The organism is Chloroflexota bacterium (assembly GCA_040902225.1).
Classification (GTDB): Bacteria; Chloroflexota; Limnocylindria; order QHBO01; family QHBO01; genus CF-167.
Genome location: JBBDXT010000002.1, coordinates 393,842 through 419,343, shown reverse-complemented (window position 1 = coordinate 419,343; position 25,502 = coordinate 393,842). Strand labels below are relative to the sequence as shown.

Sequence of the window (25,502 nt, the reverse complement as noted above, 5' to 3'; positions counted from 1 at the left end):
CCTGATCGTGGGTCAGGTATTCAACCCACTCCGTGTTCGTGCGCCACCGTCAGGGACTCGCGAAGTCTGCTGATAGCGTCGGCTGCAGCCGAAACAGGCAACGCTGCGGAGCCAGCGCTTTGAACACGAGAACGTAGGGCAGGCAGGTGACCGCTCTTGAGTGCTCTACGTCGATCATCAAGTGGTGGCGACAGCATTCGCGTGCGCGAGTGTGCGTGAATGACGCCAGACCGATGGCGCGCCGAACAGGAGTCCACCAACGCGTTCGGCTTGAGTTCCCGTCGGCCGCGGGAGGCTGGCCGCCGAGCGGGATTCCGACGCCGGCTCCCGGATATTTCATCATCGTCTTGCCATATCGCATTGGATCGGGGAAGGTTGCGAGGGACCGACTGACAGGAGATCAGGCATGGCTCGTCCGCAGGTCAAGAATTTCGCGATCCCTGACGACATGGTTGCATTCCCCAAGGGATCGGCCACCACAGTCACGATCGGAGAGATGGTGGTCGCGCGCGTCGTGCAGGAACCGGGCTGGCGTTGGTCAGAGCACATCCGTCCGACTGTCGGCACCCCCAGTTGCCAATTTCACCACGTCGGCGTGGTGCTCTCAGGGCGATCCAGGCTACGCATGGACGACGGCAACGAGCTGGACTTACAGGCTGGCGACGTCTTCGACATCCCGCCCGGCCATGACGCGTGGGTACTCGGAGACGAGCAGGCAGTGTCCGTGATCTGGGGCGGCTTCCGTGGCTTCGGCACACCCGCGATGGGCGACAGGGTGCTGGCCACGCTGCTCTTGACCGACATCGTCGGCTCGACCGAGCGGGCGGCACGCATCGGCGACGGTCCCTGGAACCAGTTGCTGCAGCAGCACAACGAAACGGTCCGGGAAGTGCTGGAGCGGTACCGTGGGGCAGAGGTCGCGACGACGGGGGATGGCTTCCTCGTGACGTTCGATGGGGCCGCGCGAGCCGTTTACGCGGCGATGGCTATTCGCGAAGCAGTACGAGATCTCGATCTGGAAACTCGGGCGGCCGTTCACACTGGCGAGGTGGAGGTCATTCCCGGCAACCTGCGTGGGTTGAGTGTCCACGAGACAGCTCGGATCCTGGCGCTGGCGGCGCCGGGCGACGTTCTCGTGTCCAGTACGACCCACGAGCTGGCAACCGGCTCTGGACTGCACTTCGAGGACCGGGGCACCCATCGGCTCAAGGGCGTTCCCGACGAACGGCGCGTGTTCGCCGTTGCCGCCGAGTCCCGCTGAGTCGCCCAGTCGGATCGCTCTGCATTCCGGAGCCGGTCAAGGGCGTCGAGAACGACGATCGGGAGCGGCATGCGAGGGATGCGCGGATGTTCGATTGCTTGAACGCGCACCGCAGACAGCAGCTCCTCGCAAGCTCGTGTCCCAGCGCGAATCGGCGTGCAAGCGGCGGCGCAGAGTACCTATCGATACGGACCCGCTCCGCGTCGGTGAGCCCCCGCGTCAGGTTCTGACCGAGCGCCGCCGCCCCCGCTGTGCGCGAGTGTGCGCGAATGACGCCAGGGACGGATGGCCGGAGGCTTATCTGGAGTCGGACGGGGAATCGGCGAGCACCACAACCTCACTGCCGTGCTGGTGCGCGGCGCGGGACTGGCTAAACCGGTGAGGCGGAGGGCGCGCTGGGCTACCTCGTGGGCGAAGCGGCCCGCCTACCGCGGGGTGAGATGGGGACCGGGGAGTGACCGCGGCGCCCGCCTTGGCGGTCTCGGCGAACCCGGACCCTGCGGCTCCTCAAACGGTCCAGGTCGGTCCAAGCGATGGAAGGCGCGCCTGGGGTTGGAAGCAGATCGACTCAATCGCGCGGGCTGAGGCTGTACGTCCCTGCCCAGTGCCACACGGTCGCATCGGCCGAATCCGCCGAGACATCGGCACGGGCTTGGAACCCGGTGAACTTTCCGGTCCCGCCCGAGAACGTGATCAGTCCGCTCCCCTGCGTAAGATCGAGTGCGACATGGCCGGCCGCGGTGTTGCCGGGCCCGGCGTCGAGGGAGATGTCACTGTCCAGCGAGGCAGCACCTGCCGCCGAAGCATAGACGACCTTCGAGCCGACCTCGATCGCCTCGACGTTCGAGGACGTGATCGTGCAGAAGTCACCGGCGAGGCCCTTGTACTCCGAGCACTCCTTCGTCACCTGGAGATCACCGCTTGTCCGGGGAGGGGGTGAGGCCTGCCATGGAGTCATCCTTCCAGCTTGCGTCCCTCGGGAATCCGAAGGTGCAGCAAGTATGCGTACCCGCTGTTCGGCGAGTCAACGGGAGGGAGGCCGACGCTCTATGGTCCAGTTTTCTGAGACTTGGCTTAGTGGTGAGCGCGGGGATCGAGCGAGAGGGCGCCTCGCGGCCGACCACTGGCATGTGGGTCGAGCGGTGGCTTAGCCTGGCGATCTGTCAGGTCGACTGCGATCTCCCGCTGTGGCAAAGACCACGAGCGCTCCGAAGGCTGCGATTGCGAGGGCCACCCCTAGCATCAGCCAGGTGTCGAAGCCGACTTCCATCGCCGGATCGACCAAGGCCACAAGGCCATTTCGCCCCAGAATGGTGGAGGGCACGACTCCTAATCCGACGAGGACCCATCCGACATCAGAGCGCCTACCGCGTGACCAGTAGAAAGCGGTCAGGAGTGCGGCGACCACGACTGCTATGGCCCACCCCATTTCGCGAAGGATGAGGGCGATGTAGCCGAGGAGCCCACCCAGCAGTACCGCCAGAATCGCTCCGGCAACCCTACTTCTCACCGTAGACACCCGACCCACACCAAGCTTGATACTGGAAGCCGAGGCTCTTCCGCCACGAGTACGAATAGGAGCAAGACCAGCCGCCGCTCGAGGTGCCCGTCACCGTACTCCAGTAGGAGTTGTAGTAGTCGTTTCCGCCACAGTCGAAGCCGCCCTTGTAGCCGAATCCCTGGTGTCCCTTGAGTGTGACGCTGGTGTAGCCGACGCCGCCGCTGGAGCGATAGAAGTAATGGTCGGACGAAACGGGATACCAACCAGGACCGCAGCTGAACGAGAGAGTCTTCCACTTGCCGCCGTCTTGCCCGGAGTAGGTTCGGAGGTACGGACTGCAGAAGCCTCCGCTGCATTTATTGAACTTGATCTCCGTCCAATACTCGTTCAGCAGGATCCCACAGCAATCCCACGATCGCTGCACGTTGTATGCGCCCCAACAGCAGCCGGAGCCACTTCCCTGCGTGGAGAATTCACCGGATGGCGGCGGCATCGTTTCGCTGATTGAGCTGAAGACATCGCTCGCATCAGCATCGGCGGGTATGAGCGCCTCCGCCGGGACAACTTCCACCCCCTTGTCTATCAGGTGACAGTCGGGCGAGAGTTCGAATGTGTGAACAGCGACGAATCCTTCGGGTGCTGCGGGCAGGTCTCCCTCGATCGACCCTGGCCCGCACCCATTCTCGCGAGGAGGCGGCGGCCGCCGTTACGCTTGGTAGCGCAGCCGACAGGATGAGTACGGATGCGAAGACCGTAGACAACGTCAGGCGCGACACCGCAAACCCTCCTCGGTCTGTGTCCCTGGACCGATCCCGTGAAGTCGTCCTAGCAAGAGTGTACTTCGATCAGTCGATCTATTGATGACCGGTTGGAGCGGCCATTGACCGTCGATCGGAGACGGCGGTGGTGGCGCTGCGTCCGACGCCACAAGACGACCTTCCGGGACGCAAACGGCTTGGCTGACGGCCCCACTTCGGGTCTTGCACCACATGGCGCCTGAGCGCCTGATTGCCTGTCAGGAGCGCGTTTTGACCGGCGTCGGTCCGGGGCGAAGCTCCCGGGCCTCGAATGGAGGCGCGCACCAGACATACCCTGAGCCGCTCGACGCCGCGTCACGCGTCGTCTAGCCAAGCCTCCCGCTCGGCGCGGACGGCAAGCTCCGTTCGGCTTGCGACGCCGGCCCGTTCGTAGAGCCGCGATAGGTGGGCCTCGACGCCCTTTCGGCTGATGCCGAGACGACCGGCGATCTCGTCGTTGGTTTGGCCCGACACCACGCCAACGACCACCTGTCGCTCCCGATCGCTCAGCGAGAACCCCTCATCCTTACTGGCAGCGACTGGCCCGAACACCGTCCCGCCCGCGGCAATGGTCCGGATGGCGGCGATGATCGTGTCGGTCGGCTCGGTTTCAGCAGATAGCCTGCAGCTCCCAGGCGTTGTGCCGTCGCGACGTACTGCGCGGTGGCGAACGACGAGAGGACCAGGCAGGCGGTCCCAGTGTTGGTCGCCCTTGCTTCCTCGATGAGCCTCAGGCCGCTGCCATCCGGTAGACGCACGTCGCACACCATGACCGCCGGTTCAAGGCGCCGAAGCGCCTCGCGGCCCTCGCTGAGGCGGGCGGCGGTGTGGACCTCGAACGCGTCGTTGCGATCGACCGCCTGACGCAAGGCGTCAAGGACGAGCGGGTGATCATCAACCAACAGCACACTGACGCTCACTGGTTGCTCCATTCCACGCTGATCGAGGTCCCAGATCCACCGGGAGCAGGAGAAACGGTCAGGGCCGCGCCGATGGCGGCGGCCCGCTCACGCATCGACGCCAGACCCAGTCGCCCGGCGCGCTCGGCCAGCGCCACCGACCGACGGTCGATCCCGCGGCCGTCATCGGTGATCGTGACGCGAACGTGTCGTCGCCCAATGGCGCCGCCGATCACGATCACCGAGGCGTGCGCATGGCGCTGTGCGTTTGTGAGCGCCTCCTGCACTATGCGGTAGACGGCCAGTTCCACGTCGGCCGGCGGGCGCGAGTCCGGATCGATGCGCGTCTGGACAACCAACTCTTCGAGGAGCGTCCCGGGATCGGAGCCCGACGTGCTGATCGACGCGGCCGCAAGCTATCGGACCCCTTGACAGTCGCAGTCCTATCGGCGTTACTTGTCAGAACAACTTGTACGGACATACGGACAGAGCGGTCCCGTGCACAGCTCCAAACCACCCAGGGTCATCATCGTGACCGGCGCGACGAGTGGCATCGGCCGAGCGGCTGCCGTGGCCCTTGCGCGCCGCGAATGGCACGTCATCGCATCGGGCCGCGACGCCGAGCGGGGCGATGCCGTCGCCGCGGAGATCTCGTCCGTTGGGACCGGCGAGTTCATCGCAGCTGACCTGTCGAAGCCCGATGAGCCGGAGCGCCTCGTTGCGGAGGTTGTCCGGCGCCATCAACGTCTCGATGGCCTTGTCAACGACGCCGGCATGCATACGCTCGCGGACACCGTCGAAACCAGGCCGGAGGACTGGGACGCAATTCTCGGCGTGAACCTGCGAGCGGCATTCCTGCTCTGCCGGGCGGCCATCCCGGTGATGGCCCGCTCGGGGGGCGGCGTGATCGTCAACGTGGCGAGCGAAGCCGGTCTCGCCGCGATCCCCCGCCAGGTCGCGTACAACGTATCGAAGGCGGGCATGCTGATGCTTACCCGCAGCATCGCCGTGGACCACGCAACACAGGCAATCCGCGCGGTTTCCGTGTGCCCAGGGGCGACCATGACCCCCCTCGTGCGCGAGGCGATCCGGTCGGCCCCCGATCCCGAAGCGCACGAGCGCAGCCTTGCGTTCAGTCGACCTGCGCGGCGGCTGGGAACCGTCGAAGAGATCGCCACTGCCATCGCGCTCGTGGCAAGCCCGGAGTTGGAGTTCATGACCGGCTCGGAGTTGGTCATCGATGGCGGCTTCACCGCCACGTGAACGGAGGAGGACAAAGGATGCACATCAAGTCGGACCGCAGCGCCACGGGTGGCATGCTGCTGATGGTCGCGCTGGTGCTCGCCGCCTGCAGCACCCCCGCCCAGTCTGCGCCGGCCGCCAGTGGCGACGCGACGCCGGGGGCGAGCGAAGGCGGCGGCGAAATCGAGAAGATCGTGATCGGCTGGACGCCGCCTGACATCACGGGCGTCTTTCAGACGGCGACGGATTTCTTCGAGTTGGCTGCCGCCCAGGCGGGTGAACACGGCATCGAGGTCGAGGTGATCTCGCGCTCGCCTGCCACACACGTGGACTTCGCCGACCAACTCGCCATCGTCGAGGATTTCATCACGCAAGGTGTCGATGTCATCGCCATCTCGCCGGCCGATACAGAGGCCATCAAGCCTGCGATCAAGCAGGCGAATGACGCCGGCATCCCGGTGATCTTGGTTAACCTGCTGGAGGAGCAGGAGGGAGTGGAGATCGCGTCGTATGTCGGGTTCGACAACACCGAAGCGGCAATGGTGTCTGGCTACGCGCTGCTCGACTATTTCGGCGGCCCTGGGGTGCTCGGAGACGGCGAGCAGGTCGAGGTCGCCGAGGACCAGTATCTCGATCTCGAGTGGTGGGAGTCGATCTATGAGGGGGTCGATCTCTCGGGCATCCAGGCGCGTGGGGTCATCATCGAAGGCATCGCCGGGACCTTCTTCTCGCAGACGCGAGTAGACGGGTTCAACACGGTCGTCGGACTGGCCGAGGGCGTCGAAATCCTCGCCGAGCCGATCGCCGCGGACTGGAATCGAGAGAAGGGCATTGCGGCGGCGGAGGACTTCCTGGCGCGATTCGGACCGGATGAGCTCGACTTTATCTGGGCCGCGTCGAACGAGATGGGCCTTGGCGCAATGCTCACCGCGGAGCGCGAGGGTCGTCTCGACGCGAGCGGCGGCTCGACGCCGCCGGAAGCCGGCAAAGTGTCGATCTTCACCAACGACGTGACGCCGGAGTCGACCGACGCCATCCGCGAGGGGCGCCTGATCGCGGAAACGCACCATGGGTTCCCCGAGTGGGGATGGTTCGGCACGGCCTTCGCGGTGCGTCTGGCATGCGGCCTCGACGTACCGCAGTTCGAGGACATCCGCCCACGAACGGTATGGGAGGGGAACGCCGACCAGTTCTATCCGCAACCGCTGCTGCCGGAGATTGACTGGGACGACATCCGGGCCAACTGCGCGCGCTGACGCGATCTCGTGTCGGTCCTTGAGCTTCGCGGGATCTCGAAGGCGTACCCGGGAACGGTAGCCCTCGCCGGCGTCGACCTCGATGTCGACGCCGGCGAGGTTCATGCCCTGCTCGGGGAGAACGGCGCCGGCAAGTCGACGTTGATGAAGGTTGTAGCGGGCGCCGTCCGCCCAGACGCCGGGTCGATGCGCATCGACGGTCGCGAGATACCGCTCGGGTCCCCCGCGGTCGCGCGCAGGCACGGCATCGGGATTGTGTTCCAGGAGCTGAGCCTCGTGCCCACGATGTCCGTGGGAGAGAACGTGATGCTCGGCCAATGGGAGGAGCGCCGCTTCGGCGGCGTCGACGTCAGCCGAACCATCGAGCGAGCGCGCGAATACCTGGCGCGCGTCGGCGTAGACGTAGCGCCCGAGCGTCGCGTGCGTCACCTCGGGATGGCCGAGCGCCAGCTCGTTGAGATCGCCAAGGCGCTCTCTCGCGAGGTGAAGGTCCTTCTCCTCGATGAACCCACCTCCGCCCTGTCGGAGCGCGAGTCGCACAGGCTCTTTCAGGTCGTGCGCGATCTCACGGCCCAGAACGTCGCCGTGATCTATGTCAGCCATCGTCTTCCGGAGGTTCTCGAGATCTCGAATCGGGTGACGGTCCTCCGCGACGGCAAGCTGGTGGGGTCGCTGGCCACCCCGCAGGCGTCCGAGGCCGAGCTCGCGCGGCTGATGGTCGGCACCGCGCTCGATCTCAATCGGCGCACCGCCGACAGTCGGTGGCCGGCCGACCACGGTCAGCCGGTCGTTCGTGCGCGCGGTCTCGCGCGCCCGCCGCGCCTCAAGCCCTTCGATCTGGACCTGCGCGCCGGCGAAATCGCCGCCGTCTTCGGCCTCGTCGGTGCGGGCCGTTCGCGTCTGGCGCGGACGCTTTTTGGTATCGAGCCCAGCACCCAGGGGTCGCTCGAGCTGTTCGGCAGGCCCGCCGTGGTGCGATCGCCGGCTGACGCGATCGCGCGCGGCGTCGGGTACGTTGGCGAGGATCGCGCGCTCGGCTTGGTTCCTCGGATGACGGTCGCCCAGAACATCACATTGGCGTCGCTTGCGCGCCTCGGGCGCCGAGGACTACTGGATCGCACCACGGAACGCGAGCTCGGCAGTCGCTATGTCCGCGAGCTCAATATCCGCACGCCCTCGCTCGAGCAGCCCGTCTCGGCGCTGTCAGGGGGCAATCAGCAGAAGATCCTGCTCGCGCGCTGCCTCTGTTCGGGCGCCCGGTTCCTCATCCTCGACGATCCGGTGCGCGGGGTCGACGTGGGGGCCAAGGAAGAAGTGTTCCGCATCATTCGAAGCCTCGCCGACGACGGAGGGACGATCCTGTATCTGACGTCGGAGCTGCGCGAGGCGCGTGCCCTCGGTCATCGCGTGCTGGTCATGGCAGGTGGTGGAGTCGTGGCTGGGTTGCCACCCAGCGCCAGCGAGGACGAGATCATGACCCTCGCCGGAGGTGCACGTGTCTGATCCCGGCTTCCGGCCCATCACGGATCGAATCCAGGCGCGTGCGGCGAAGGTGCTGCTCGGATCGGGCGGTCTGGGCGGCGCCATCTTCATCCTGCTCGTGCTGATCCTCGTCTTCGCCGTAGCGGCACCGGGATTCATGGGGACCGGCAACCTGCTCAACATCCTTCGCCAGTACTCGGTGTCCCTCATCCTGGCCGTCGGCCAGACCCTCGTCATCATTTGCGCCGGGATCGATCTCTCGGTCGCGGCGGTGGCAGCGCTTGCAGGCAGCGTCATGGGAGTGGCATACGCGCACCTTGGACTCCCCGCGCCGGTCGCCATCGGGCTGGGACTCGCTTCGGGCTTCCTGGTCGGCGCGTTCAACGGTCTCGTGATTACCAAGTGGCGGGTCCCGGACATCATCGCGACGCTGGGGACACTCACCGCGGTCCGCGGTATCGCGCTCCTCGTGACCGGCGGCCTGCCGGTCCCGGATTTCTCGCAGGTCGTCGAGGGTCGCCGCATGCCGCCAGAGGTGACCCTCTTCGGCTCCGGCGACGTCTATGGCTTCCCCTTGATCATCGTCGTGGCCGCTGCTTGCGTGCTCATCGGCTGGTTCATCCTCAACCGGATGAAGCTCGGGCGCGCCATCATCGCCGTGGGCGGCAACCGCGAAGCGGCCCGGGTCTCCGGCATCGATGTCGACCGCACCAGGTTCTGGGTGTACGTCATCTCGGCGACGCTGGCGGCGGTCGGCGGGATGTTGCTCGCCGGCCGGCTCACGTCGGCGAACGCGCTCATGGCCAACCTCATGGAGCTCGACACGATCGCTGCGGTGGTCATCGGTGGCACGGCGCTGTTCGGCGGCGAGGGACGGGTGAGCGGCACGGTCATCGGCATCTTCATCATCGGAGTTCTCGCCAACGGCTTGAACATCCTTGGCCTGTCAGACTTCTGGCAGCGCGTCGTGACCGGGCTCATCATCATCATCGTCGTGGCGATCGACCAGTGGCGGCGCCGGGTCGGCGCACGGGAATCGACATGAGCGAGCTTGGCGTCGCCCTCATCGGAGCCGGCCGAGCCGGCCTGGTCCACGGGCGAAACTTCGCAGCGGGGATCCGAGAAGCGAGGCTGCTGGCGATCGCAGATCCGGATACCGAGCAGCGAGCGGCGGCGACCGCCGAGCTGGGCGTCGATCTGAGCTTCGCCGACCCGCTGGCGGCGGCTACGCACGATGCCATCGACGCGGTTGTCATCGCCAGCCCCACGTTCGCACACCACGACGTCGCGCTCGCAGCGCTCGAGGCGGGAAAGCACGTCCTGTGCGAGAAGCCCATCGCCTCGACGCTGCAGGATGCGGTGGCGATGGCCGACGCTGCAGAGCGCTCCGGCCGGACCTTCCTCATGGGCTTCATGCGGCGCTTCGATGCCCGCTTCCGGCGCGTCGCCGAGCGCATCGCGGCGGGAGACATCGGTGAACCGCTGTACGTGCGCTCGACCGGCCGCGGACCTGGCCTGCCGCCCGAATGGGCGTGGGACCCGGAGAGCTCCGGCGGACTCATCGCCGAGGTGAACTCGCACGACATCGACTGCATCCGCTGGCTCTCAGGCCAGGAGGCGACCCGCGTCTACGCCGTCGGTCGCGCCGGCAAGCGTCCCGACCTGGCGGCCTCCCACCCGGGCTTCGTGGACCTTGTGGCGGCCACGATCGAGCTGTCGGCGGGTGCCGTCGCCCACCTCGACGGCGCCTGTCCGTCGGGGTACGGCTACGACGCGCGTGTCGAGGTCTACGGAACGGAGGGCACGATCCTGGTTGGCGGGCCTACCGAGGCGACCGCCATGCTCGTACGAAGCGGCGCGGCCGTCACCGATGCCGTTCGATCGTGGCGCACGCTCTTCAGCGACGCCTATCGTGAGGAGGATCGCCACTTCATCGCCGCTGCCCTCGGGCAGGAAGAGCCGCGAACGTGCGCGCGGGACGGAGTGGAGGCGCTGCGCGTCGTTATCGCGGCGAACCGCTCGATGCAGACCGGGCAACCGGTATCCATCGACGAGGTCGCGTCGTGAGAGCGGCCCGGATCGTCGGCCCGGGCGTGGCTGAGGTGGCCGAGCTGCCTGACCCGACCCCTGCCGCTAACGAGGTCATCATCGAGGTCGCGTTCGCCGCAGTGTGCAGCACCGACCGCAGGCTCGTGCGCCGTGGAGAGCTTGTCGGGCGGATTCCCGGCCACGAAATCTCGGGCCGCCTGGGTGACGGCACGCTCGTTGGCGTTCATCCGGACACGGGCTGCGGTCGCTGCCCATGGTGCGATGCAGGTCAGACGAATCGGTGTGCGCAGCGCCGCTCGGTTGGAATCGACCGGGACGGCGGCTTCGCCGAGAGGGTCGTCGTGCCTGCGGCGCACGTGATTCCCGTCGATGGTGTGCCTGCGGAGCTCGTGCCGCTGCTCGAGCCGCTCGCCTGCACGCTGCACGCCGCGACTCGCCTGCGGGCCGAGGCGGGGGAATCTGCCGTCGTCGTCGGTGGCGGGGCGATGGGGATCTTCGCGATGTGGGCGCTCCAAGCGCGCGGCCTGCGCGTCTTCGTTCGCCAGCGCAGCCCACAGCGACGGCGCCAAGCCCAGGAGCTCGGTGCGACCGGCGTCATCGAGGCATCCGACGACGTGAGCGCCATCATGGACATGCCGCCGGACGTCGTCGTCGTCACGGCACCCGGTGCCGAGTCGCTCGCGTGGGCGCTGACGCACGTTGCGGAGGGGGGTCGGGTGCACGCGTTTGCCGGCAGCCCTGACGGCGCACCGGTGGACGCGAACATCATCCACTACCGACATCTCGACCTCGTCGGCAGCACCGGCTCGGGTCTTGTCGACTATCGCGATGCACTCGAACTGGTTCGCTCCGGCGCCATCGACCTCGCGCGACTGCCGAGGACGGAGATCGACCTGGAGGGTCTCCCGGCCGCCATTGCGGCGCCGCACTTCGGCGCCGCACTTCGCACCGTCGTTCGTCTCAGGAGGCAGGCCGCATGATCCCGAACATGGAGCCGTTCACGAGATCGATCGACCTGCTGTCCGGCGCGATCGCCATGGACGCGGTGGTCGGGGACCGACGCGTCGCGGATCTGCACGGCTACTACCTCGACGACTCTGGTGCCGAGCCAGATCGAATCATCTACCGCGTTTACGCCGTACCGGTTCCGGAGGCCAACAGCGAACTCCAATGCTCGACGACGGTGATCGAGCCCGGCCGCATCGGCCGTGAATACCACATGACCAAGGGGCACTTCCATGCGCATCGGGACCGATCGGAGGTCTACCTCGGCCTTGCGGGCGATGGGTTGCTCATTCTTGCCACCGAGGACGGACGCCATCGGGTCGAGCCGATCCGCAAAGGGAGCCTGTCCTACGTGCCCGGCGGCTGGGCGCACCGGAGCGTCAACATCGGCGATGAGCCGCTCGCGTTCTTCGCGGTCTATGTCGGAGATGCGGGCCACGACTACGCGACCGTGGCGGAGCACGGGTTCCCGGTGCGCGTGATCGAGGGGGACGACGGGGCTCCGCTGGTCAAGGAGCACCCAGGACATCGGCGCTGAGGTACAGCCATGCCAGTCTTCGTCGGATGCGACCTCGGAACGATGGGGAGTAAGGCCGCGGTGGTCGGGGATGACGGAACGATCCTGGGTGCGGCGCTGGAGGAGGTTCATCTGCATCGACCGCGAGCCGGTTGGGTCGAGCAGGATCCGCTTGAGATCGAGGCGTCTGCCCACCGGGTGATCCGCCGCGCGCTGGATGAGTCGGGGGAGCGCGGGGAGATCGCTGGCATCGCGTTCAGTGGCCAGATGTCGGGCATCGGGACGATCGGCGCCGGCTTCGAGCCCGTCACGCACTACGACTCCTGGCTGGATACCCGCTGCGAGCCGTACATCGACCGAATGGCGGAGTGGGCAGGACGCGTCGTGGAGCTGTCCGGCTGCCCGCCGACCTACTCGCACGGTCCGAAGATGCTGTGGTGGCGGCACGAGCGCCCCGACGCGTATGCGGAGATCGAGCGTTTCGTTCCGATCGGCTCGTTCGTCGCCGCGCGTCTGGCCGGCCTTCAGGTCGCCGACGCCTTCATGGATCGGACGTACCTCCATTTCACCAACCTCGCCGACACCGCCAGCGGTCGGTGGTCAGATGAGTTGATCGCGCTCTTCGAGGTCGATCCGGCGCGGTTGCCCCGTCTCGTCGAACCGGTCGACGTCATCGGTGAGGTGACCGCCGAGGCGAGCTCCGCGAGCGGCCTGCCGCGCGGCACGCCGATCGCGGCCGGCGCCGGAGATACCGCGGCCTCGGCGCTGGGGGCGGCGGTCGTCCGTCCCGGACAGGCCTTCGACGCGGCCGGAACGGCCAGTGTGTTCGGCATCTGCGTCGACGGCTTCCGCCCCGATACCGCGGCGCGGACGCTGATGGCCACGCGGGGCGTCGCGCCCGGCACATTCGTCAACCTCGCGTTCGTCAACGGCGGCGGACTCGCCCTGCGCTGGTTTCGCGACGAGATCGCGTCGGACCTCGCCTCGGAGCCGGACGCCTACGCAACCCTCGATGCGCTGGCCGCGAGCGTCCCTCCGGGGAGCGAGGGCCTGCTCTGGTTCCCGCACTTTCAGGGGCGGGTGCTGCCGCCGCAGCCTCATGCTCGCGGCAGCTGGGTGGGCCTCACGTCGAGACACACCCGGGGCCATCTCTTCCGGTCACTGCTCGAGGGGATCGCCTTCGAGTACGCCGAGTGGGCACGGCTGGCGGCTGAGGCGGGCAGCGGTGACCTGCGCGAAACGCGGGCGATCGGTGGCGGTGCGGCGAGTGCGTTGTGGAACCAGATCAAGGCGGACGTGCTGGGCATCGACTGGATTCCGGTCGTGACGCAGGAGTGCGGCGTCCTGGGCGACGCAATCATCGCCGCCGCCGCCACCGGGCACGTGCGCGATGTGGCCTCGGCGGCAGACTCGTGGCAGAGAGCCGGCACGGCTGTTCGGCCTGATGCCGAACGCCACGCAATCTATGACCAGCTGCGCGGCGCCTACCGGGCACTGGGCGACGCGCTCACGCCGGTCTTCCGCGCGATGGCAGACGCGCCGCAGGGCGCATCGGTCGAGGAACGGAGCTGAACGTCATGCGAGTCACGGTTTTCGACATCGTCAACGGCGAGATCAGCGCCAACGTCCGTGAGGCACCGGAATTGGATCCGGTGCCTCACCTCGACGGGCAGCCGCTCCACGGGGTGGGCGTCTACCGCATCGAGGATCGCGGCGAAGTCGAGCTTCAGCTGGTCGAGATCGCCGCCGGCGGCGGCTACGTCATGCACTCCAGTCCCAAGCTCGCCTTTTGTCTCATTGTTCGCGGGCGCGGCACGCTGGGGCTTCCCACCGGGCGCGCCCTCGACTATGTAGGCCCCGAGACCTACGTCTTCCATCCCGGCACGTTGCATGACTGGCACGACATCGAGGAGGACACGCTCCTGGCGGTGGCGATCGTCCCCGATGGCGTGACCCCCGACATGGCTGTTCGGAGCGACGGTGATTCGGATGGCTGATCAGGCACGATCACCCGGACGATTACGACAGATCGACCGCACCGCGCCGACGCCGCTCTATCACCAGCTCGAGCAGATCATCCGCGCCGAGATCGACGCGGGGCTGTATCGACCCGGCGACCTCCTCCCGTCGGAGAACGAGATCTGCGCCACGTACCATGTATCGCGCAGCGTGACGCGCCAGACGCTCCGCAACCTCGCGCACGCTGGCTTCATCCGCACCGTGCGCGGTCGCGGCAGCTTCGTCGCCGAAAAGAAGCTCTCCGAGCGCTTCGTCCAGCGCGCCAGCGGTTTCTACGACGACGTGACGCGCATGGGGCTCGAGGTCGGCACCCGCGTCCTGCGGCAGGAGATCACCGAGGTACCGCTGGAGGTGGGGGAGTTCTTGGGCGTCACCCACGCGATCCGCATCGATCGTGTGCGCTCGGTCGCTGGCCGCGTGCTCGCGTACGTGGTTACGTACCTGCCGCGCGAGCGATGCCCGGGCCTCGAGACTTTCGACCTCACGGATCGATCGCTCTATGCGCACCTTCGGAGCGCGTATGGCCTGCGAGTCCACTCCGGCGAGCGCACCGTTGAGGCCGTGCCCGCCGAGGGCGAGGTCGCCCACCACCTGGAGGTCGCCCAGGGCACGCCACTCCTGCTCCTGCGAAGTGCGGGCCGAACACACGACGGGGCGCCGCTCGAGTGGTTCGAGGCGTGGCATCGGGCCGATCGGACGCGCTTCGCGGTGGAGATGGTCCCTGGCGAGCCGACGCTCCCATTCCAGCCGACCGTGGTTCCGTTGCTCGGGGGAGATCGTGCGCCGATACGGGTCGACCGCCGCGGGTCGGGCCCTGGCGTGGACGTTTGGTCGACGCCATTCGGTGCGCGGCTGCGGACCGACCGGATCGTCGCCGTCGTTCGCGCGCCTCGCTACGCTGATGGTCGCGTCATCGCGGGCGCTCTCGCTGAGGGCGGTGTCGGTCTCGTCGAGTTCACGCTGACCGGAGAGAACGCACTGGAGGCGATCGAGCAGGCGCGAGCGCTCGGAGACGTCGTCGTGGGCGCGGGGTCAGTCCTCGACGCTGGATCGGCTCGCCTGGCGATCGAGGCCGGCGCGCAGTTCCTCGTCTGCCCGGCCTTGGTGCCGGAGGTGGCGTCTGCGGGTGCCGCTGTGCCGGTCATCCTCGCCGGTCAGACGCCGTCCGAGCTCCTGGCCGCCTATCGGCTCACGGGCGGCCCCGTCAAGCTCTTTCCTGCGTCCCTCGGCGGTCCCGCCTACGTGCGCGCGGTGGCGGCACCCATGCCCCACGTGCCGCTCATGCCGTCGGGCGGCGTCGACGCTTCGAACATCGCCGCGTATCTCGAGGCCGGCGCCGTGGCGGTGAACGTGGGGGGGCCACTGTGTCCGCCCGACGCGGTGGCTGCCGGCGATGCTCGGGAGCTCGCTCGTCGCGCGACGGCACTTCGTGCCGTCATCGACGAGGTGCCGCGTGGATAAGGACCGGACCGTCCTCGTTACGACGCGGTCGTTCGGCGGCGGCGAGAAGGATCCAGAGGCTCTGCTTCGCGCCGAGGGCCTGAACGTCGTCCGCGGCGATCCGGGCCATGAGTTGGTCGCGCTCCTGCCGCACCTCGCCCGCGCCGAGGGATGGATCGCCGGCACCGCTCCGATCGGCGCAGAGCATCTCGACGCAGCGCCGATGTTGAGGATCGTGGCCCGCTACGGGGTCGGCGTCGACAGCGTCGACCTCGACGCCGCTCGTCGCCGAGGCGTGATCGTCACCAACACCCCCGGTGCCAACGCCGAGGCCGTCGCCGACTTGACCATCGGGCTGGCACTTGCCGCCCTGCGCGGCATCGTCGAGGGTGACCGTGCAGTGCGGGCGGGCCATTGGTCCGGCAAGGTAGGGCGCGAGCTCGGCGAGTGCACGGTCGGGATCGTCGGCTACGGCCGGATCGGTCGGGCCGTCCACCGGCGTCTCAACGGCTTCGGGTCGCGAGTGGTGGCGCACGATCCATATGCGGTTGACGTCGACATCCCGCTCGTTTCGCTCGCGGAGCTGGTCCGTGTGGCCGACATCGTCACGCTCCACGCCCCCGCGACGCCCAGGCCCCTCATCGACGGCACGCTGCTCACGGCCATGAGACCCGGCGCCATCCTCGTGAACACGGCGCGCGCGGCGCTCATCGACGAGGCCGCCGTCGCGGAGCTGCTGCGCACGGGCCGGCTCGGAGCGCTGGCGACCGACGTCCTCAGCACGGAAGACCATGGCCGGAGCCCGCTCCTCGACGCGCCGAATGTCATTGTCACGCCGCATATCGCAGGGCAGAGTGTTCAGGCCGTCGACCGAATGGGGATGAGCGCCGCACGTGAGTGCGTGCGGGTCCTCGTGCGCGGCGAGGCTCCGGAGCATCCGGTCAGCGCAGGAGCCTCGGCGTGACGCGGACTGCCGACACCCTCGCCTTCGTCGGCGTGACCGCGACGCGCAGCTCGATCAACCGTCTCTTCCCGCAGTGGGCCAGCGCCCTTGGCATCACCGGTACGGTGCTCGAGCCCATCGACTTGCCGCTCGACACCGATCCGGCAGCCTACCGGGCGGTGATCGCCGATCTTCGCGACGACACCTGCGTACGCGGTGCGCTCGTCACCACGCACAAGGTCCGCATCCTCGACGCGGCAAGCAATCTCTTCGACGAGCTTGACGAGCACGCGCGACTTCTCGGCGAGGTGTCGTGCATCTCGAAACGCGACGGACGGTTCATCGGGCAGGCGAAGGACGTGATCACCGGCGGACGAGCGCTCGACGCGTTCGTGCCTCCCGGGCACTTTGCGTCAGGCGCAGAGGTTCTGTGCTTCGGGGCGGGCGGCGCCGGCCTAGCGATCGCCGTCCATCTTCTTGCGGAGCGACCCGCGGCGGACCGCCCTCGACGCGTGGCGCTCGTGAATCGGACAGCGCCTAGGCTTGACGCCTGCCGATCGGTCTTCGAGTGGCTCGGCGTCGCCGATCGCGTCGAGCTCGTCTGCAACGAGGTCCCGGAGAAGAACGATCGACGCATGGCCGCGCTGCCTGGCGGATCGCTCGTCATCAACGCCACCGGCATGGGAAAGGACCGTCCGGGCTCACCGCTCACCGACGCCGCACGGTTCCCCGAGGGTGGCATCGCGTGGGAGCTCAACTATCGCGGCAAGCTTCGGTTCCTCGAGCAGGCTTCGAGGCAGCGTGCGCAGCTCGAGGCGGTGGAGGATGGCTGGCGCTACTTCGTCCATGGGTGGAGCGAGGTGATCGGGGAGGTCTTCGGAATCCGGATCGACAGGGCGATGCTCAGGCGGCTGTCGGTGATCGCAAAGGCCGAACGCCTGTGACGCCATCATTCGTCCGGACCGTGACGGGCGACATACCCGCTGGATCGCTCGGGCGCACCGACTACCACGAGCACCTCCTCCAGAGTAGTTCTCTGATGCGTGGCGACGAGTTGGATGACGTGGCCCGCTCCACTCACGAAGCGACCGCGCTCCGGTCGGCGGGAATCGATGCTCTCGTCGAGCTAACCCCCATCGGCCTCGGCAGGCGTCCGGAGGGCCTGCGAGACATCGCCACGCGGTCAGGCATGACGATCGTCGCGAGCACAGGCGTGCATCAAGAGGCGCATTACCCGGACAGGCATTGGCTTCGCGAGATGACCGCGGACGACTTGGCGGAGCGCTTCGTTGGTGACCTCATGGAGGGCATGAACGCCGATGACCGATCGTCGACTCCGCCACCGGCGACCGATGTGCGTGCCGGTGTAATCAAGGTCGGCATTGGCTACTGGCACATATCGACGTTCGAGCGCAACGTGTTGGCGGCGGCGGGCGCTGCGCACCGACGAACCGGCGCGCCGGTCGTTTGCCATCTTGAGCAGGGAACGGCGGGCTTCGAGGTCGCAGCGCTCCTCGAAGAGGAAGGCGTCCCGCGCCACCGACTCGCGCTCGCCCACGTCGACCGCAACCCCGACGCGGAGCTCCACCTCGAGCTCGCCGCCTCGGGAGTGTACCTGGGCTATGACGGAGCGGGACGGGCGAAGTACTGGCCAGACTCCATCCTCATTGAGTGCCTTCTTGCAGTTGCGCGGGGCGGAGCTGCCGACCGCATTCTGCTCGGTGGGGACGTCGCGCGGCGCTCCTCGTTCGCGTCCTATGGGGGGCTCCCGGGGATGGCATACCTTCCGACCCGCTTCATTCCGCGCCTCACCGCAGCTGCCGGTCCGGCCCTCCTCGATGCCGTGCTCGTGACGAATCCCGCACGCCTGTTGGCGTGGCCGGCGTAGTTCTGCGTGATGGACGACCAGCCATGGCCTGCCGGCTTCGGTCGCGCCTCGCGGACCGGGCGGGATGCGTAGCGAGGCTTGAGGTGGGGATTCGGGAATGCAGCTAGCCGCCAATGCAGGATCGAGCGCCGATTTCGACCGGGCTTCAATCCTGCCTCACCGATGGGACGCGACATCCGTGATCACCTGACTGCGTATAAGGATATCGAGAGGCAGCCCACTCATGTGCGGCCAAGCCAGTACAAGGTCGAATGGGACAGCCACGCCTCGGGGCGCCCAACCTATACAATCCCCTCAGGAGCCGCCAGCGCGTGGGCACCTGATTCTTTCCGTTTTCGCGCGTGGGCACCTGACTCCCTTCCGGGCTGGGCACCTGACTCACCGGAAAACCGAACATGCGAGGACGAGGCGTGGGCCGAGTCTGAGCACGAATCTTGGCTGAGGACGGCCGCTGCGGGCCTCCGGGCGGCACTTGACTCTGGATCAGGAGATCGAAGGTTCGAATCCTTCCGCCCCAGCCAGTCTCAGACCCCCGGCCGATCCCGCCGAGATTCCGCTCTCCTACGTCGTCATGTGGGCTCGATCACCTCGTCAACGTCGGTGATCGGGTCCGCGGGTGACTTCTCGAGGCGCGCCAGGAAGACCAGCGGCAGCGCGACCAGCTGCACCCCGGCCGAGATCAGGTACGAGGCCGCGTAGCCGCCGCCATCTGCGACGCGGCCCAGCACGGGCTGCGCCACCACGCCGCCCGCGGATCCCATCAGCGAGTCGAAGGACAGCACCGTGGCGCGCTGCTCGGAGGGGATGACGTCGTTCAGGAAGGCCGATCGCATTGGCCTCGTCACAGCGCCGATGAGGGACCAGGCTGCCAGAAGTGCCAGGGCCACCATGAAGCCCGGCTTGAGACCCAGCACCGCCAGGAAGGCGACGCCCAGCACGCCGCCGATCAGCAGCGCATCGGTCCGGCGCCGGAACAGCCGACGGACGTAGGGCACCAGGAGCCCCCCGGCGATCTGCACCCCGGCGAAGATCGCCGCGGCCAGGCCCGCGATGCTGTAGGCGGTTGGGTCCCCGTACAGCTCCAGCAGGTAGGGCTGCGCGGCGTAGAAGATGTAGATGCCGGTGCCGGCCGTGAATGGGACCGCCAGCATCAGCCAGCGCACCGGCGGGTTGCGCAGGCCGCCATCGATGGACCCCCTGAGGACGTTGCGGACGGCGGTGACCGCGCTCGCATCGCTGTCCGGCGAGAAGCCGATGTCCCGCATGAAGCGCCAGGCCACCAGCAGGGTCACACCGAACATCGCCGCGCGGATGATGTATGGAACGCCCAGGTTGGTGAGCTGGGCGACGAGCCCGCCCGCGACCGTGCCACCCAGCATGGCCGCTCCGGTCACCGTCTGCGCCCGACCGAAGACATGTTCCAGGTGGCCCTGGAATCCGGTGCCGTGCAGAGCGTCGACCAGCCAGGCTTCGGTGGCGCCCGAGAAGAAGGTGAATCCCAGGCCCAGCAGGATGGAGGCAATCGCCCAGCCCCACAGCGGAGCGTGGATCTGCCACATCACGAGGTAGAGAAGCGTTGAGACCAGGAGCGTGGCGGCGCCCAGCAGGTACGAGAAGCGGCGGCCGCGCGTGTCCGCAAACACGCCGGTAGGGATCTCGAAGATGACCATCCCCAGGGTGAAGAAGGCATTGGCCGCGAACGCCTCGGCATTGTTAAGTCCGGCATCGAGCAGGAAGATGGTGTTGATGCCCCAGATGAACGACGAGGCGAGCGTGCTCAGCAGGGTCAGGGTCAAGTAGGTGCGCTCGACGGCTCGTGCATGCTCGTTGGGGGCGGGCTCGGGCGCCATGCGGGGACTCTACCCGTCGCCGGTCAGGGGCGCCTCCGGCGTACCACGAGCGTCGCCAGCCCGCCGCTTGCCAGCGCGACTAGACCCAGGACCGCGGACTCGCGCAGGACCCAGATGCCGTACTCGGTGCCCGGAATCCCGATCGCAACCTCCGTGAATCCTTCTGGCATTCCCCCATCCGGCACGAAGACGTCGCCGTACCGGTTGTAGAAGTCATTCATCGTGATCACCTCGCCGGTGGCATCGTCCCGGTAGGCCACGTCGAAGATGCGAGGCCCCTCGCCAAACGGCCCGAATCGGCTGCTCTCGTCGATGAGGATCGGCTGGGCCTCCGCGGTCATCCAGGCATCCATGCCGATCGACAGCCCCACAAACAGCGCCAGCGTGACGGCGCCGGCCAGCAGGAGCGCAGGCAGCTGCCGGGGCACCATGGCACCGACCGCGATTCCGAGCAACAGGACGGCGAGCGCCCGTACCGGCAGCATCCAGCCTCTAGCAGTGTGATCCGCGAAGCCCGGGTTGGCGGCGAGGTCCGCGAAGGGGTTCGTCCGTGTCACGAACTCGCTGCCGATGCCGACCGCCGTCGCGAGGACGATCACCACGACCACCAGCGGAAGGACGCGCTGGATCAGCCAGCGAGAGCGGGATCGGCTGAGCGTCCAGGCGATCCCCGCCGTCCGTCCCTCGATCTCGCGAGCCACGACCGGGACCCCCAGGAACAGGCCCAGGGCGAACGGCGTGAGGAACGCGCCGATCCTGGCGAAGCCGCCCCACCCAGAGAAGTCATTCAGGCTGGGAGAGGTCGCGCAGTTGGTGTCAGTCCCCGACGCCTGGTAGCACGCGTCGAAGGCGGCCCGCGCCTCGCTCGCCCCCTTGGCGATCAGCACCGAGGCCACTACGAGGAGGACCGCGGCCGCAACGAAGAGCAGCAGCTCGAGGCGCTGCATCTTGAAGGCAAGGCGCCAGCCGCGGAGCGTCATCCAGGCCTCCGACGCGCGACCACCGCTGCGCTGACGAGGCCCAGCAGTAGCGCCGTGGCACCAACGACCGCCGACTCACGCAGGACGATTTGCGGGTAGAGCCGCCCCGGCACGATCAGCCCACGGTCCCGGCCAATCATCCTCTCCGGATGGCCAACGTCTTCCTCGCGGGCAAAGATCATGTCGTCCTGGAACCACTCGGCCGAGAGGCCGCGTCGCTGGAGCTCGCCGTAATCGATCAACTCACCGCTCGGCAGCTCCACGCGCTGGCCCAGGTACCGGCCACCCGCGAGATCCGCGCCGTAGGCCTGCACGATGGCATCCGTCTCCATCCATCGGTCCATGCCGAAGCTGATGGCGGTGAAGATCAGCACCGATGCAAAGGCCGCCACCAGGAGCGCGGGCAGGACGCGCCCGAGCATGGCACCCAGCAGCACTCCGATCCCCAGCGATGCCAGCCCGCGCACCACGATGAGCCCGCCACGACGCCCGTACCAGGCGAAGTCGTCATCGAGGTGCCTGTTTGGCATCTGTGCGGAGGCCAGCACCTCGCTGGCGATCGCCACGACGAGGAGCAGCACGATCATGACGAGGGCCGCGAACGCGACGCGCCACGCCAGCCACCTCGCCCGGGATTGACTCAACGTCCAGGCCACGCCGGCGGTTCGCTGCTCGATCTCGCGCGAGACGAGCGGAACGCCCAGCACCAGGCCAATCCCGAACGGGGCGGCCCAGCCCAGGTAGGAGAGCAATTCGGCTCGGCTGCTCAGCTCGTAGAACGGCTGGGGGGACTGCTCGCAGGCCGCGACATAGGTCGTGGGGTCGAGGCACGCCGGCTCGGTGGCAGCCAGCGTCCGCAGCTGCCAGGTGAACCACAGCATCGCCGCCGCGAGCAGGGCAGTCCCAGCCACCGACGCGAGAACCTCCCAGCGGTTCAGCCGAAACGAAAGGGCCAGCCACGAGCCGATCCTCAGCACGCAACGGCCTCATCGGGGCGCGCACGGCCCGAGGCCAGGTAGCCGAGCACCACCTCCTCGAGGGACGCCGGGCGCAGGTTTGCCGCCCGGCCGGAGCGGAACGCGAGCCGTGCCAAGGCCATCGGTCTGCTCACTCGGGCCGCCGACGCTGAACGACCGCTGCCGCGACGCCGCCGACCAGCACCGTCGCGCCGACCAGCACCGCGGACTCGCGGGCGAGGACCTCGAAGTACCGCGAGCCGGCGATGCCGTAGAACACGCCCTGGGGCAGGACCGAGGACGGAGGCAGGTTGGGACTGTACTCCTCGTATACCGCCATCAGCATCGCCTCGGCCTCGTCGTTGGTGATCGGCGTGCCGTCGGGCGCTCGGTACGCATGCCCCGTCTGAAATGGCTGCCCGCCCTCAAAGTTCTCTCCGGAGAGCGTGAGTTCAGTCGGCGCGACTCCGTACGGCGGTAGGGACCCGACCGCGGTCGAGAGTCCCACGGCCAGCGCGATGCCGATCAGCAGGGACGGCAGCAGCCGCCCGATCACCGCACCAAGGGCGACGGCCACGACGAGCATCAGTCCGGCGCGGGTCATCAGCGAGATGCCGCGCCCTCCGTGCTGGGCGAAGCCGAGGTCGCTGCCCGGTGCGTGGACACCCGCCAGCCCCTCGGCGGCAAAGGCCAGGACGCCGATCGGCACCATGCCGATGACGAGCACCGACCCCGCCCGCCATGCGAGCCACTTCAGGCGCGAACCCGCCAGCGGCCACGCGATCATCGCGGTCCGCGGCTCGATTTCCTGCGTCAGCACCGGCACTCCGAGCACGAGCGGGACGGCGTACATCGCGACGCCGATCGCCAGCTGGGTCATCATCGCTGTCTCGCCGAGGGGCGACCCGAACAGGTGGATGACCCCGCACCCATCCGGCGCAGCGGACGTCTCGCATTCCGCGAGCATCGACGGCAAGTTCATCGTCAGCCACGCCGCTGTCCCCGCCAGCCCGAGGCACACGAACGCCGCAAAGCCGATGGGCGACCGCTGGAGTCTGAAGGCGAGGCGCGCCCACGTCATCGGTCGCGCCCCTGCCTCACGCGGCCGCCTCGCCCGGCTTGCCACGGCCCGAGGCCAGGTAGCCGAGCACGACCTCTTCGAGCGACGCGGGGCGAAGGTTCTCTCCCTCAGAACGGGTTGATCCTCGCATCAGGGTCAGGCGCTCACCTGCGGGGCCACCGAACGAGCCAATCACCTCGCCATCGCCTGTTGCGGCGCCATCGGTCGCCATCCAGTGGGTCGCCTTGGCGTCTGCCACCGTGTCGTGCAGCAGGATCTTGCCCACGCCCAGCACCACCAGCCTGTCGCACGCCTGTTCCACGTCGGTGACGATGTGGCTCGAGAGGAGCGCGGTGGCGCCGTCGGAACGGACCGCATCGGTCAGGACGTGCAGGAACTCGCGCCGTGCCAGAGGGTCGAGGCTGGCCAGTGGCTCGTCGAGAAGGAGGATCCTGGCACGTGTGCCGAGAGCCAGGGCGAGCGCCACCTGCGCCTGCTGGCCGCCAGAGAGTGACTTCGCCCCCTGATCGGGAGGAATGCCGAGCTGATCCAGCCGCAGCCGGGCATAGTGCTGATCGAAATCGGGACGCAGCTGAACGGCCAGGTCCAGGTGGTCGTCGACGCTCAGCCCGTCGTACAGCGCCGGCGACTGCGGGACGTAGCCGACCTGCCCAAGCACTGCGGAGCGGTCCTTCCACGGATCGATGCCGGCCACCCTCACGCCGCCGCGCGTCGGACGCTCGAAGCCGATCCAGGTCTTGATCAGCGTTGACTTGCCCGCAGCGTTCGGCCCGACCAGCGCGGTGATGCCCCCCTCCGGAATGGAGAGGTCGATCCCCGTCAGCGCCCACGTGCGACGTCCGTACCGCTTGGCGAGGTCGTGCGCCTCCAGTACGGGCTCTGTGCTCATGACTCGTCGCTCGGAACTGGCGCATCCTCGCTCGCCTCGCGCGCAGGTCGCGCCGCATAGAGGATCAGAGCTCCAAGGCCGATCGCCACCGCCGGACCGACCCACTCCATCGGGATGTCGCCGACGCCACCCGAGAGGAGCACCAGGCCGAGGCCGAGCACCGCGAGCCCCGCCACGAGCGAGAGCAGATCGGCCGGATGGCGCGTCACCAGTTGATCCTCGAGTCGGTCACGAACACCTGGCCGATACCCATTTCGAGATCCAGGATGTAGCTGATCGGGTTGAAATGGTGGCGAACATAGCTGCTGTCAAGGCTCGTGCCGACGTCCTGTGAGCCGAGGACCACCGAGTCGCCCGCCCCGACCCGGGTGCGCAGCTCGACCGTTGCATTTTCGGGCAGGATCACGACCAGCTGACCCACAGCCACGCTCACCGAGATGTGGATGGTGCGCGGGCCTGTCTTCAGGTCGGTCAGGTCGAGGATCAGCCGACCGCCAAGCGAACGGTACTCGTCCCTCACCTCGGCCGCCGTGACCGGCGTGTACCGGTGATCGCCGATCCCGCCCGCGAGTGGCGCGGTGATGAAGCTGGCCACGATCGCCATCGGGGCGAGCAGGAACGCGACCAGAATCAGGATCCGGGCGCGCCCCCACCACGCGCCGACCACCAGGCCGATCCCCAGCACAGCCAGCGCCGTCCCGAAGAACTGGCCAGGTGAGACTGACACGTCGGCCATCTGGCTGGCGAGCGCCAACAGCCCGATGCTCAGCAGGATCGCGCCATACGTGTAGAGGGCGAGCGGTGAGCGCGGCCGCGGCGCGGCCTTCACCGCCGTCACCGCGGGGGTGGACGGTTGCGCGGGGATCGTCGCTTCGGCGGTCATGGCAGGGGTCGCTGGGGGCGCCGGGGGCGCCGGAGCCGGCGACTCGCGACGTCGAAGCATCACGATCCCCACGACGATGATCGCAACCGCCCACAGCGTCCACTGATTCACCCCGGGCAGCGGGCCGATGAACACTGTTCCCGAGCCGTCGAGCGGTCCGCCCACCGGCGCGCCGGCGATCACCACGATGAAGACGACGAAGGCGAGTGCAATCCAGGCAAGGCGCTGCGACGTGAGTCCGAGGCGGCGGAAGAAGCCCTCGATGTTCGAAACGTTCTCGCCGTCCGCGGGGATCAGCAGCCAGCCCACGACATAGAGGACGAGACCGGCGCCGCCGAAGATCATCAGCCCCACGAAGGCGATGCGGATCAGGAGCGGATCGACATTGAAGTAGTCCCCGAGTCCGCCTGCGACGCCCCCCAGCACCCGATCGCTCGTTCGCCGTCGAAGGAGGCGCGGCGGGGCGCCGGTGCGTTCTGAGCGTTGGCCGGTCATTGGCGTGAGGATGGGCGCATGCCGCGCGGCTGCCCATCGGGGAGCACCCTGAAACAACCCTGAGCGGGA

At 68.0% G+C, this 25,502-nt stretch carries 25 protein-coding genes and 1 tRNA gene; 15 read left to right on the top strand and 11 right to left on the bottom strand.

Annotated elements, in window-relative coordinates:
• The first annotated feature begins 496 nt into the window (after nucleotides 1-496).
• Nucleotides 497-1,261 (top strand): adenylate/guanylate cyclase domain-containing protein, encoded by a 765-nt coding sequence (locus tag WEB29_02225; protein ID MEX2135765.1) that lies wholly within the window; start codon nucleotides 497-499, stop codon nucleotides 1,259-1,261.
• 568 nt (nucleotides 1,262-1,829) lie between these two features.
• Here the strand turns inward: WEB29_02225 and WEB29_02220 are convergent.
• From WEB29_02220 to WEB29_02210, 3 genes are all read right to left on the bottom strand, one after another.
• Nucleotides 1,830-2,168 (bottom strand): hypothetical protein, encoded by a 339-nt coding sequence (locus WEB29_02220; protein ID MEX2135764.1) that lies wholly within the window; start codon nucleotides 2,166-2,168, stop codon nucleotides 1,830-1,832.
• A 592-nt stretch (nucleotides 2,169-2,760) separates the two neighbouring features.
• Nucleotides 2,761-3,333, bottom strand: coding sequence for a hypothetical protein (locus WEB29_02215; protein MEX2135763.1), 573 nt, complete (start codon nucleotides 3,331-3,333; stop codon nucleotides 2,761-2,763).
• Nucleotides 3,334-4,475: 1,142 nt separating this feature from the next.
• Nucleotides 4,476-4,817, bottom strand: a complete 342-nt coding sequence (locus WEB29_02210) for an ATP-binding protein (protein MEX2135762.1) — start codon at nucleotides 4,815-4,817, stop codon at nucleotides 4,476-4,478.
• Nucleotides 4,818-4,989: 172 nt separating this feature from the next.
• Between WEB29_02210 and WEB29_02205 the strand changes: the two genes are divergently transcribed.
• The 14 genes from WEB29_02205 (at nucleotide 4,990) to WEB29_02140 (ending at nucleotide 18,820) form a co-directional block, all read left to right on the top strand.
• Nucleotides 4,990-5,721, top strand: a complete 732-nt coding sequence (locus WEB29_02205) for an SDR family oxidoreductase (GenBank protein MEX2135761.1) — start codon at nucleotides 4,990-4,992, stop codon at nucleotides 5,719-5,721.
• 17 nt (nucleotides 5,722-5,738) lie between these two features.
• Nucleotides 5,739-6,956 (top strand): sugar ABC transporter substrate-binding protein, encoded by a 1,218-nt coding sequence (locus tag WEB29_02200; GenBank protein MEX2135760.1) that lies wholly within the window; start codon nucleotides 5,739-5,741, stop codon nucleotides 6,954-6,956.
• A 9-nt stretch (nucleotides 6,957-6,965) separates the two neighbouring features.
• Entirely contained in the window at nucleotides 6,966-8,459 is a 1,494-nt protein-coding gene (locus tag WEB29_02195) for a sugar ABC transporter ATP-binding protein (GenBank protein ID MEX2135759.1), read from the top strand.
• Nucleotides 8,452-9,483 (top strand): ABC transporter permease, encoded by a 1,032-nt coding sequence (locus WEB29_02190; GenBank protein MEX2135758.1) that lies wholly within the window; start codon nucleotides 8,452-8,454, stop codon nucleotides 9,481-9,483. The genes WEB29_02195 and WEB29_02190 overlap by 8 nt, the downstream gene beginning before the upstream one ends.
• A complete protein-coding gene (locus WEB29_02185; GenBank protein ID MEX2135757.1) occupies nucleotides 9,480-10,505 on the top strand; it encodes a Gfo/Idh/MocA family oxidoreductase in 1,026 nt (341 codons plus the stop codon). Before WEB29_02190 ends, WEB29_02185 begins: the two co-directional genes overlap by 4 nt.
• On the top strand, nucleotides 10,502-11,467 hold the full coding sequence (locus tag WEB29_02180) for an alcohol dehydrogenase catalytic domain-containing protein (GenBank protein MEX2135756.1): 966 nt from the start codon (nucleotides 10,502-10,504) through the stop codon (nucleotides 11,465-11,467). Before WEB29_02185 ends, WEB29_02180 begins: the two co-directional genes overlap by 4 nt.
• On the top strand, nucleotides 11,464-12,030 hold the full coding sequence (locus tag WEB29_02175; protein ID MEX2135755.1) for a glucose-6-phosphate isomerase family protein: 567 nt from the start codon (nucleotides 11,464-11,466) through the stop codon (nucleotides 12,028-12,030). Before WEB29_02180 ends, WEB29_02175 begins: the two co-directional genes overlap by 4 nt.
• Nucleotides 12,031-12,039: 9 nt before the next feature.
• On the top strand, nucleotides 12,040-13,581 hold the full coding sequence (locus WEB29_02170) for an FGGY family carbohydrate kinase (GenBank protein MEX2135754.1): 1,542 nt from the start codon (nucleotides 12,040-12,042) through the stop codon (nucleotides 13,579-13,581).
• A 5-nt stretch (nucleotides 13,582-13,586) separates the two neighbouring features.
• Nucleotides 13,587-14,006 carry a hypothetical protein gene (locus tag WEB29_02165; protein MEX2135753.1) on the top strand — a complete coding sequence of 140 codons (420 nt, stop codon included), beginning with the start codon at nucleotides 13,587-13,589 and terminating at the stop codon, nucleotides 14,004-14,006.
• Nucleotides 13,999-15,489, top strand: coding sequence for a UTRA domain-containing protein (locus tag WEB29_02160; GenBank protein ID MEX2135752.1), 1,491 nt, complete (start codon nucleotides 13,999-14,001; stop codon nucleotides 15,487-15,489). Before WEB29_02165 ends, WEB29_02160 begins: the two co-directional genes overlap by 8 nt.
• Nucleotides 15,482-16,432 carry a phosphoglycerate dehydrogenase gene (locus tag WEB29_02155; GenBank protein ID MEX2135751.1) on the top strand — a complete coding sequence of 317 codons (951 nt, stop codon included), beginning with the start codon at nucleotides 15,482-15,484 and terminating at the stop codon, nucleotides 16,430-16,432. Before WEB29_02160 ends, WEB29_02155 begins: the two co-directional genes overlap by 8 nt.
• Nucleotides 16,429-17,355, top strand: a complete 927-nt coding sequence (locus tag WEB29_02150) for a shikimate dehydrogenase (protein MEX2135750.1) — start codon at nucleotides 16,429-16,431, stop codon at nucleotides 17,353-17,355. Before WEB29_02155 ends, WEB29_02150 begins: the two co-directional genes overlap by 4 nt.
• Nucleotides 17,356-17,375: 20 nt before the next feature.
• Nucleotides 17,376-18,299 (top strand): aryldialkylphosphatase, encoded by a 924-nt coding sequence (locus tag WEB29_02145; GenBank protein MEX2135749.1) that lies wholly within the window; start codon nucleotides 17,376-17,378, stop codon nucleotides 18,297-18,299.
• Nucleotides 18,300-18,703: 404 nt separating this feature from the next.
• A tRNA-Gln gene (locus tag WEB29_02140) sits at nucleotides 18,704-18,820 on the top strand.
• A 48-nt stretch (nucleotides 18,821-18,868) separates the two neighbouring features.
• On the opposite strand, the gene WEB29_02135 is transcribed toward WEB29_02140, so the two are convergent.
• From WEB29_02135 to WEB29_02100, 8 genes are read right to left on the bottom strand one after another with little or no spacing between them, the layout of a single operon-like run.
• A complete protein-coding gene (locus WEB29_02135; GenBank protein MEX2135748.1) occupies nucleotides 18,869-20,149 on the bottom strand; it encodes an MFS transporter in 1,281 nt (426 codons plus the stop codon).
• A gap of 23 nt (nucleotides 20,150-20,172) precedes the next feature.
• Nucleotides 20,173-21,129: a hypothetical protein gene (locus tag WEB29_02130; GenBank protein MEX2135747.1), complete on the bottom strand. Its 957-nt coding sequence runs from the start codon at nucleotides 21,127-21,129 to the stop codon at nucleotides 20,173-20,175.
• On the bottom strand, nucleotides 21,126-22,106 hold the full coding sequence (locus WEB29_02125) for a hypothetical protein (GenBank protein MEX2135746.1): 981 nt from the start codon (nucleotides 22,104-22,106) through the stop codon (nucleotides 21,126-21,128). The genes WEB29_02130 and WEB29_02125 overlap by 4 nt, the downstream gene beginning before the upstream one ends.
• Complete coding sequence (locus WEB29_02120; GenBank protein MEX2135745.1) at nucleotides 22,100-22,228, bottom strand: hypothetical protein; 129 nt, start codon at nucleotides 22,226-22,228, stop codon at nucleotides 22,100-22,102. The genes WEB29_02125 and WEB29_02120 overlap by 7 nt, the downstream gene beginning before the upstream one ends.
• Nucleotides 22,229-22,236: 8 nt before the next feature.
• A complete protein-coding gene (locus WEB29_02115) occupies nucleotides 22,237-23,166 on the bottom strand; it encodes a hypothetical protein (GenBank protein ID MEX2135744.1) in 930 nt (309 codons plus the stop codon).
• A 16-nt stretch (nucleotides 23,167-23,182) separates the two neighbouring features.
• Nucleotides 23,183-24,055 (bottom strand): ABC transporter ATP-binding protein, encoded by an 873-nt coding sequence (locus WEB29_02110; protein ID MEX2135743.1) that lies wholly within the window; start codon nucleotides 24,053-24,055, stop codon nucleotides 23,183-23,185.
• Entirely contained in the window at nucleotides 24,052-24,264 is a 213-nt protein-coding gene (locus WEB29_02105) for a hypothetical protein (GenBank protein ID MEX2135742.1), read from the bottom strand. The genes WEB29_02110 and WEB29_02105 overlap by 4 nt, the downstream gene beginning before the upstream one ends.
• The gene (locus tag WEB29_02100) at nucleotides 24,261-25,433 is read right to left on the bottom strand and encodes a PspC domain-containing protein (GenBank protein ID MEX2135741.1); all 1,173 of its coding nucleotides are present in this window, start codon (nucleotides 25,431-25,433) and stop codon (nucleotides 24,261-24,263) included. Before WEB29_02100 ends, WEB29_02105 begins: the two co-directional genes overlap by 4 nt.
• Between the last annotated feature and the right edge of the window lie 69 nt (nucleotides 25,434-25,502).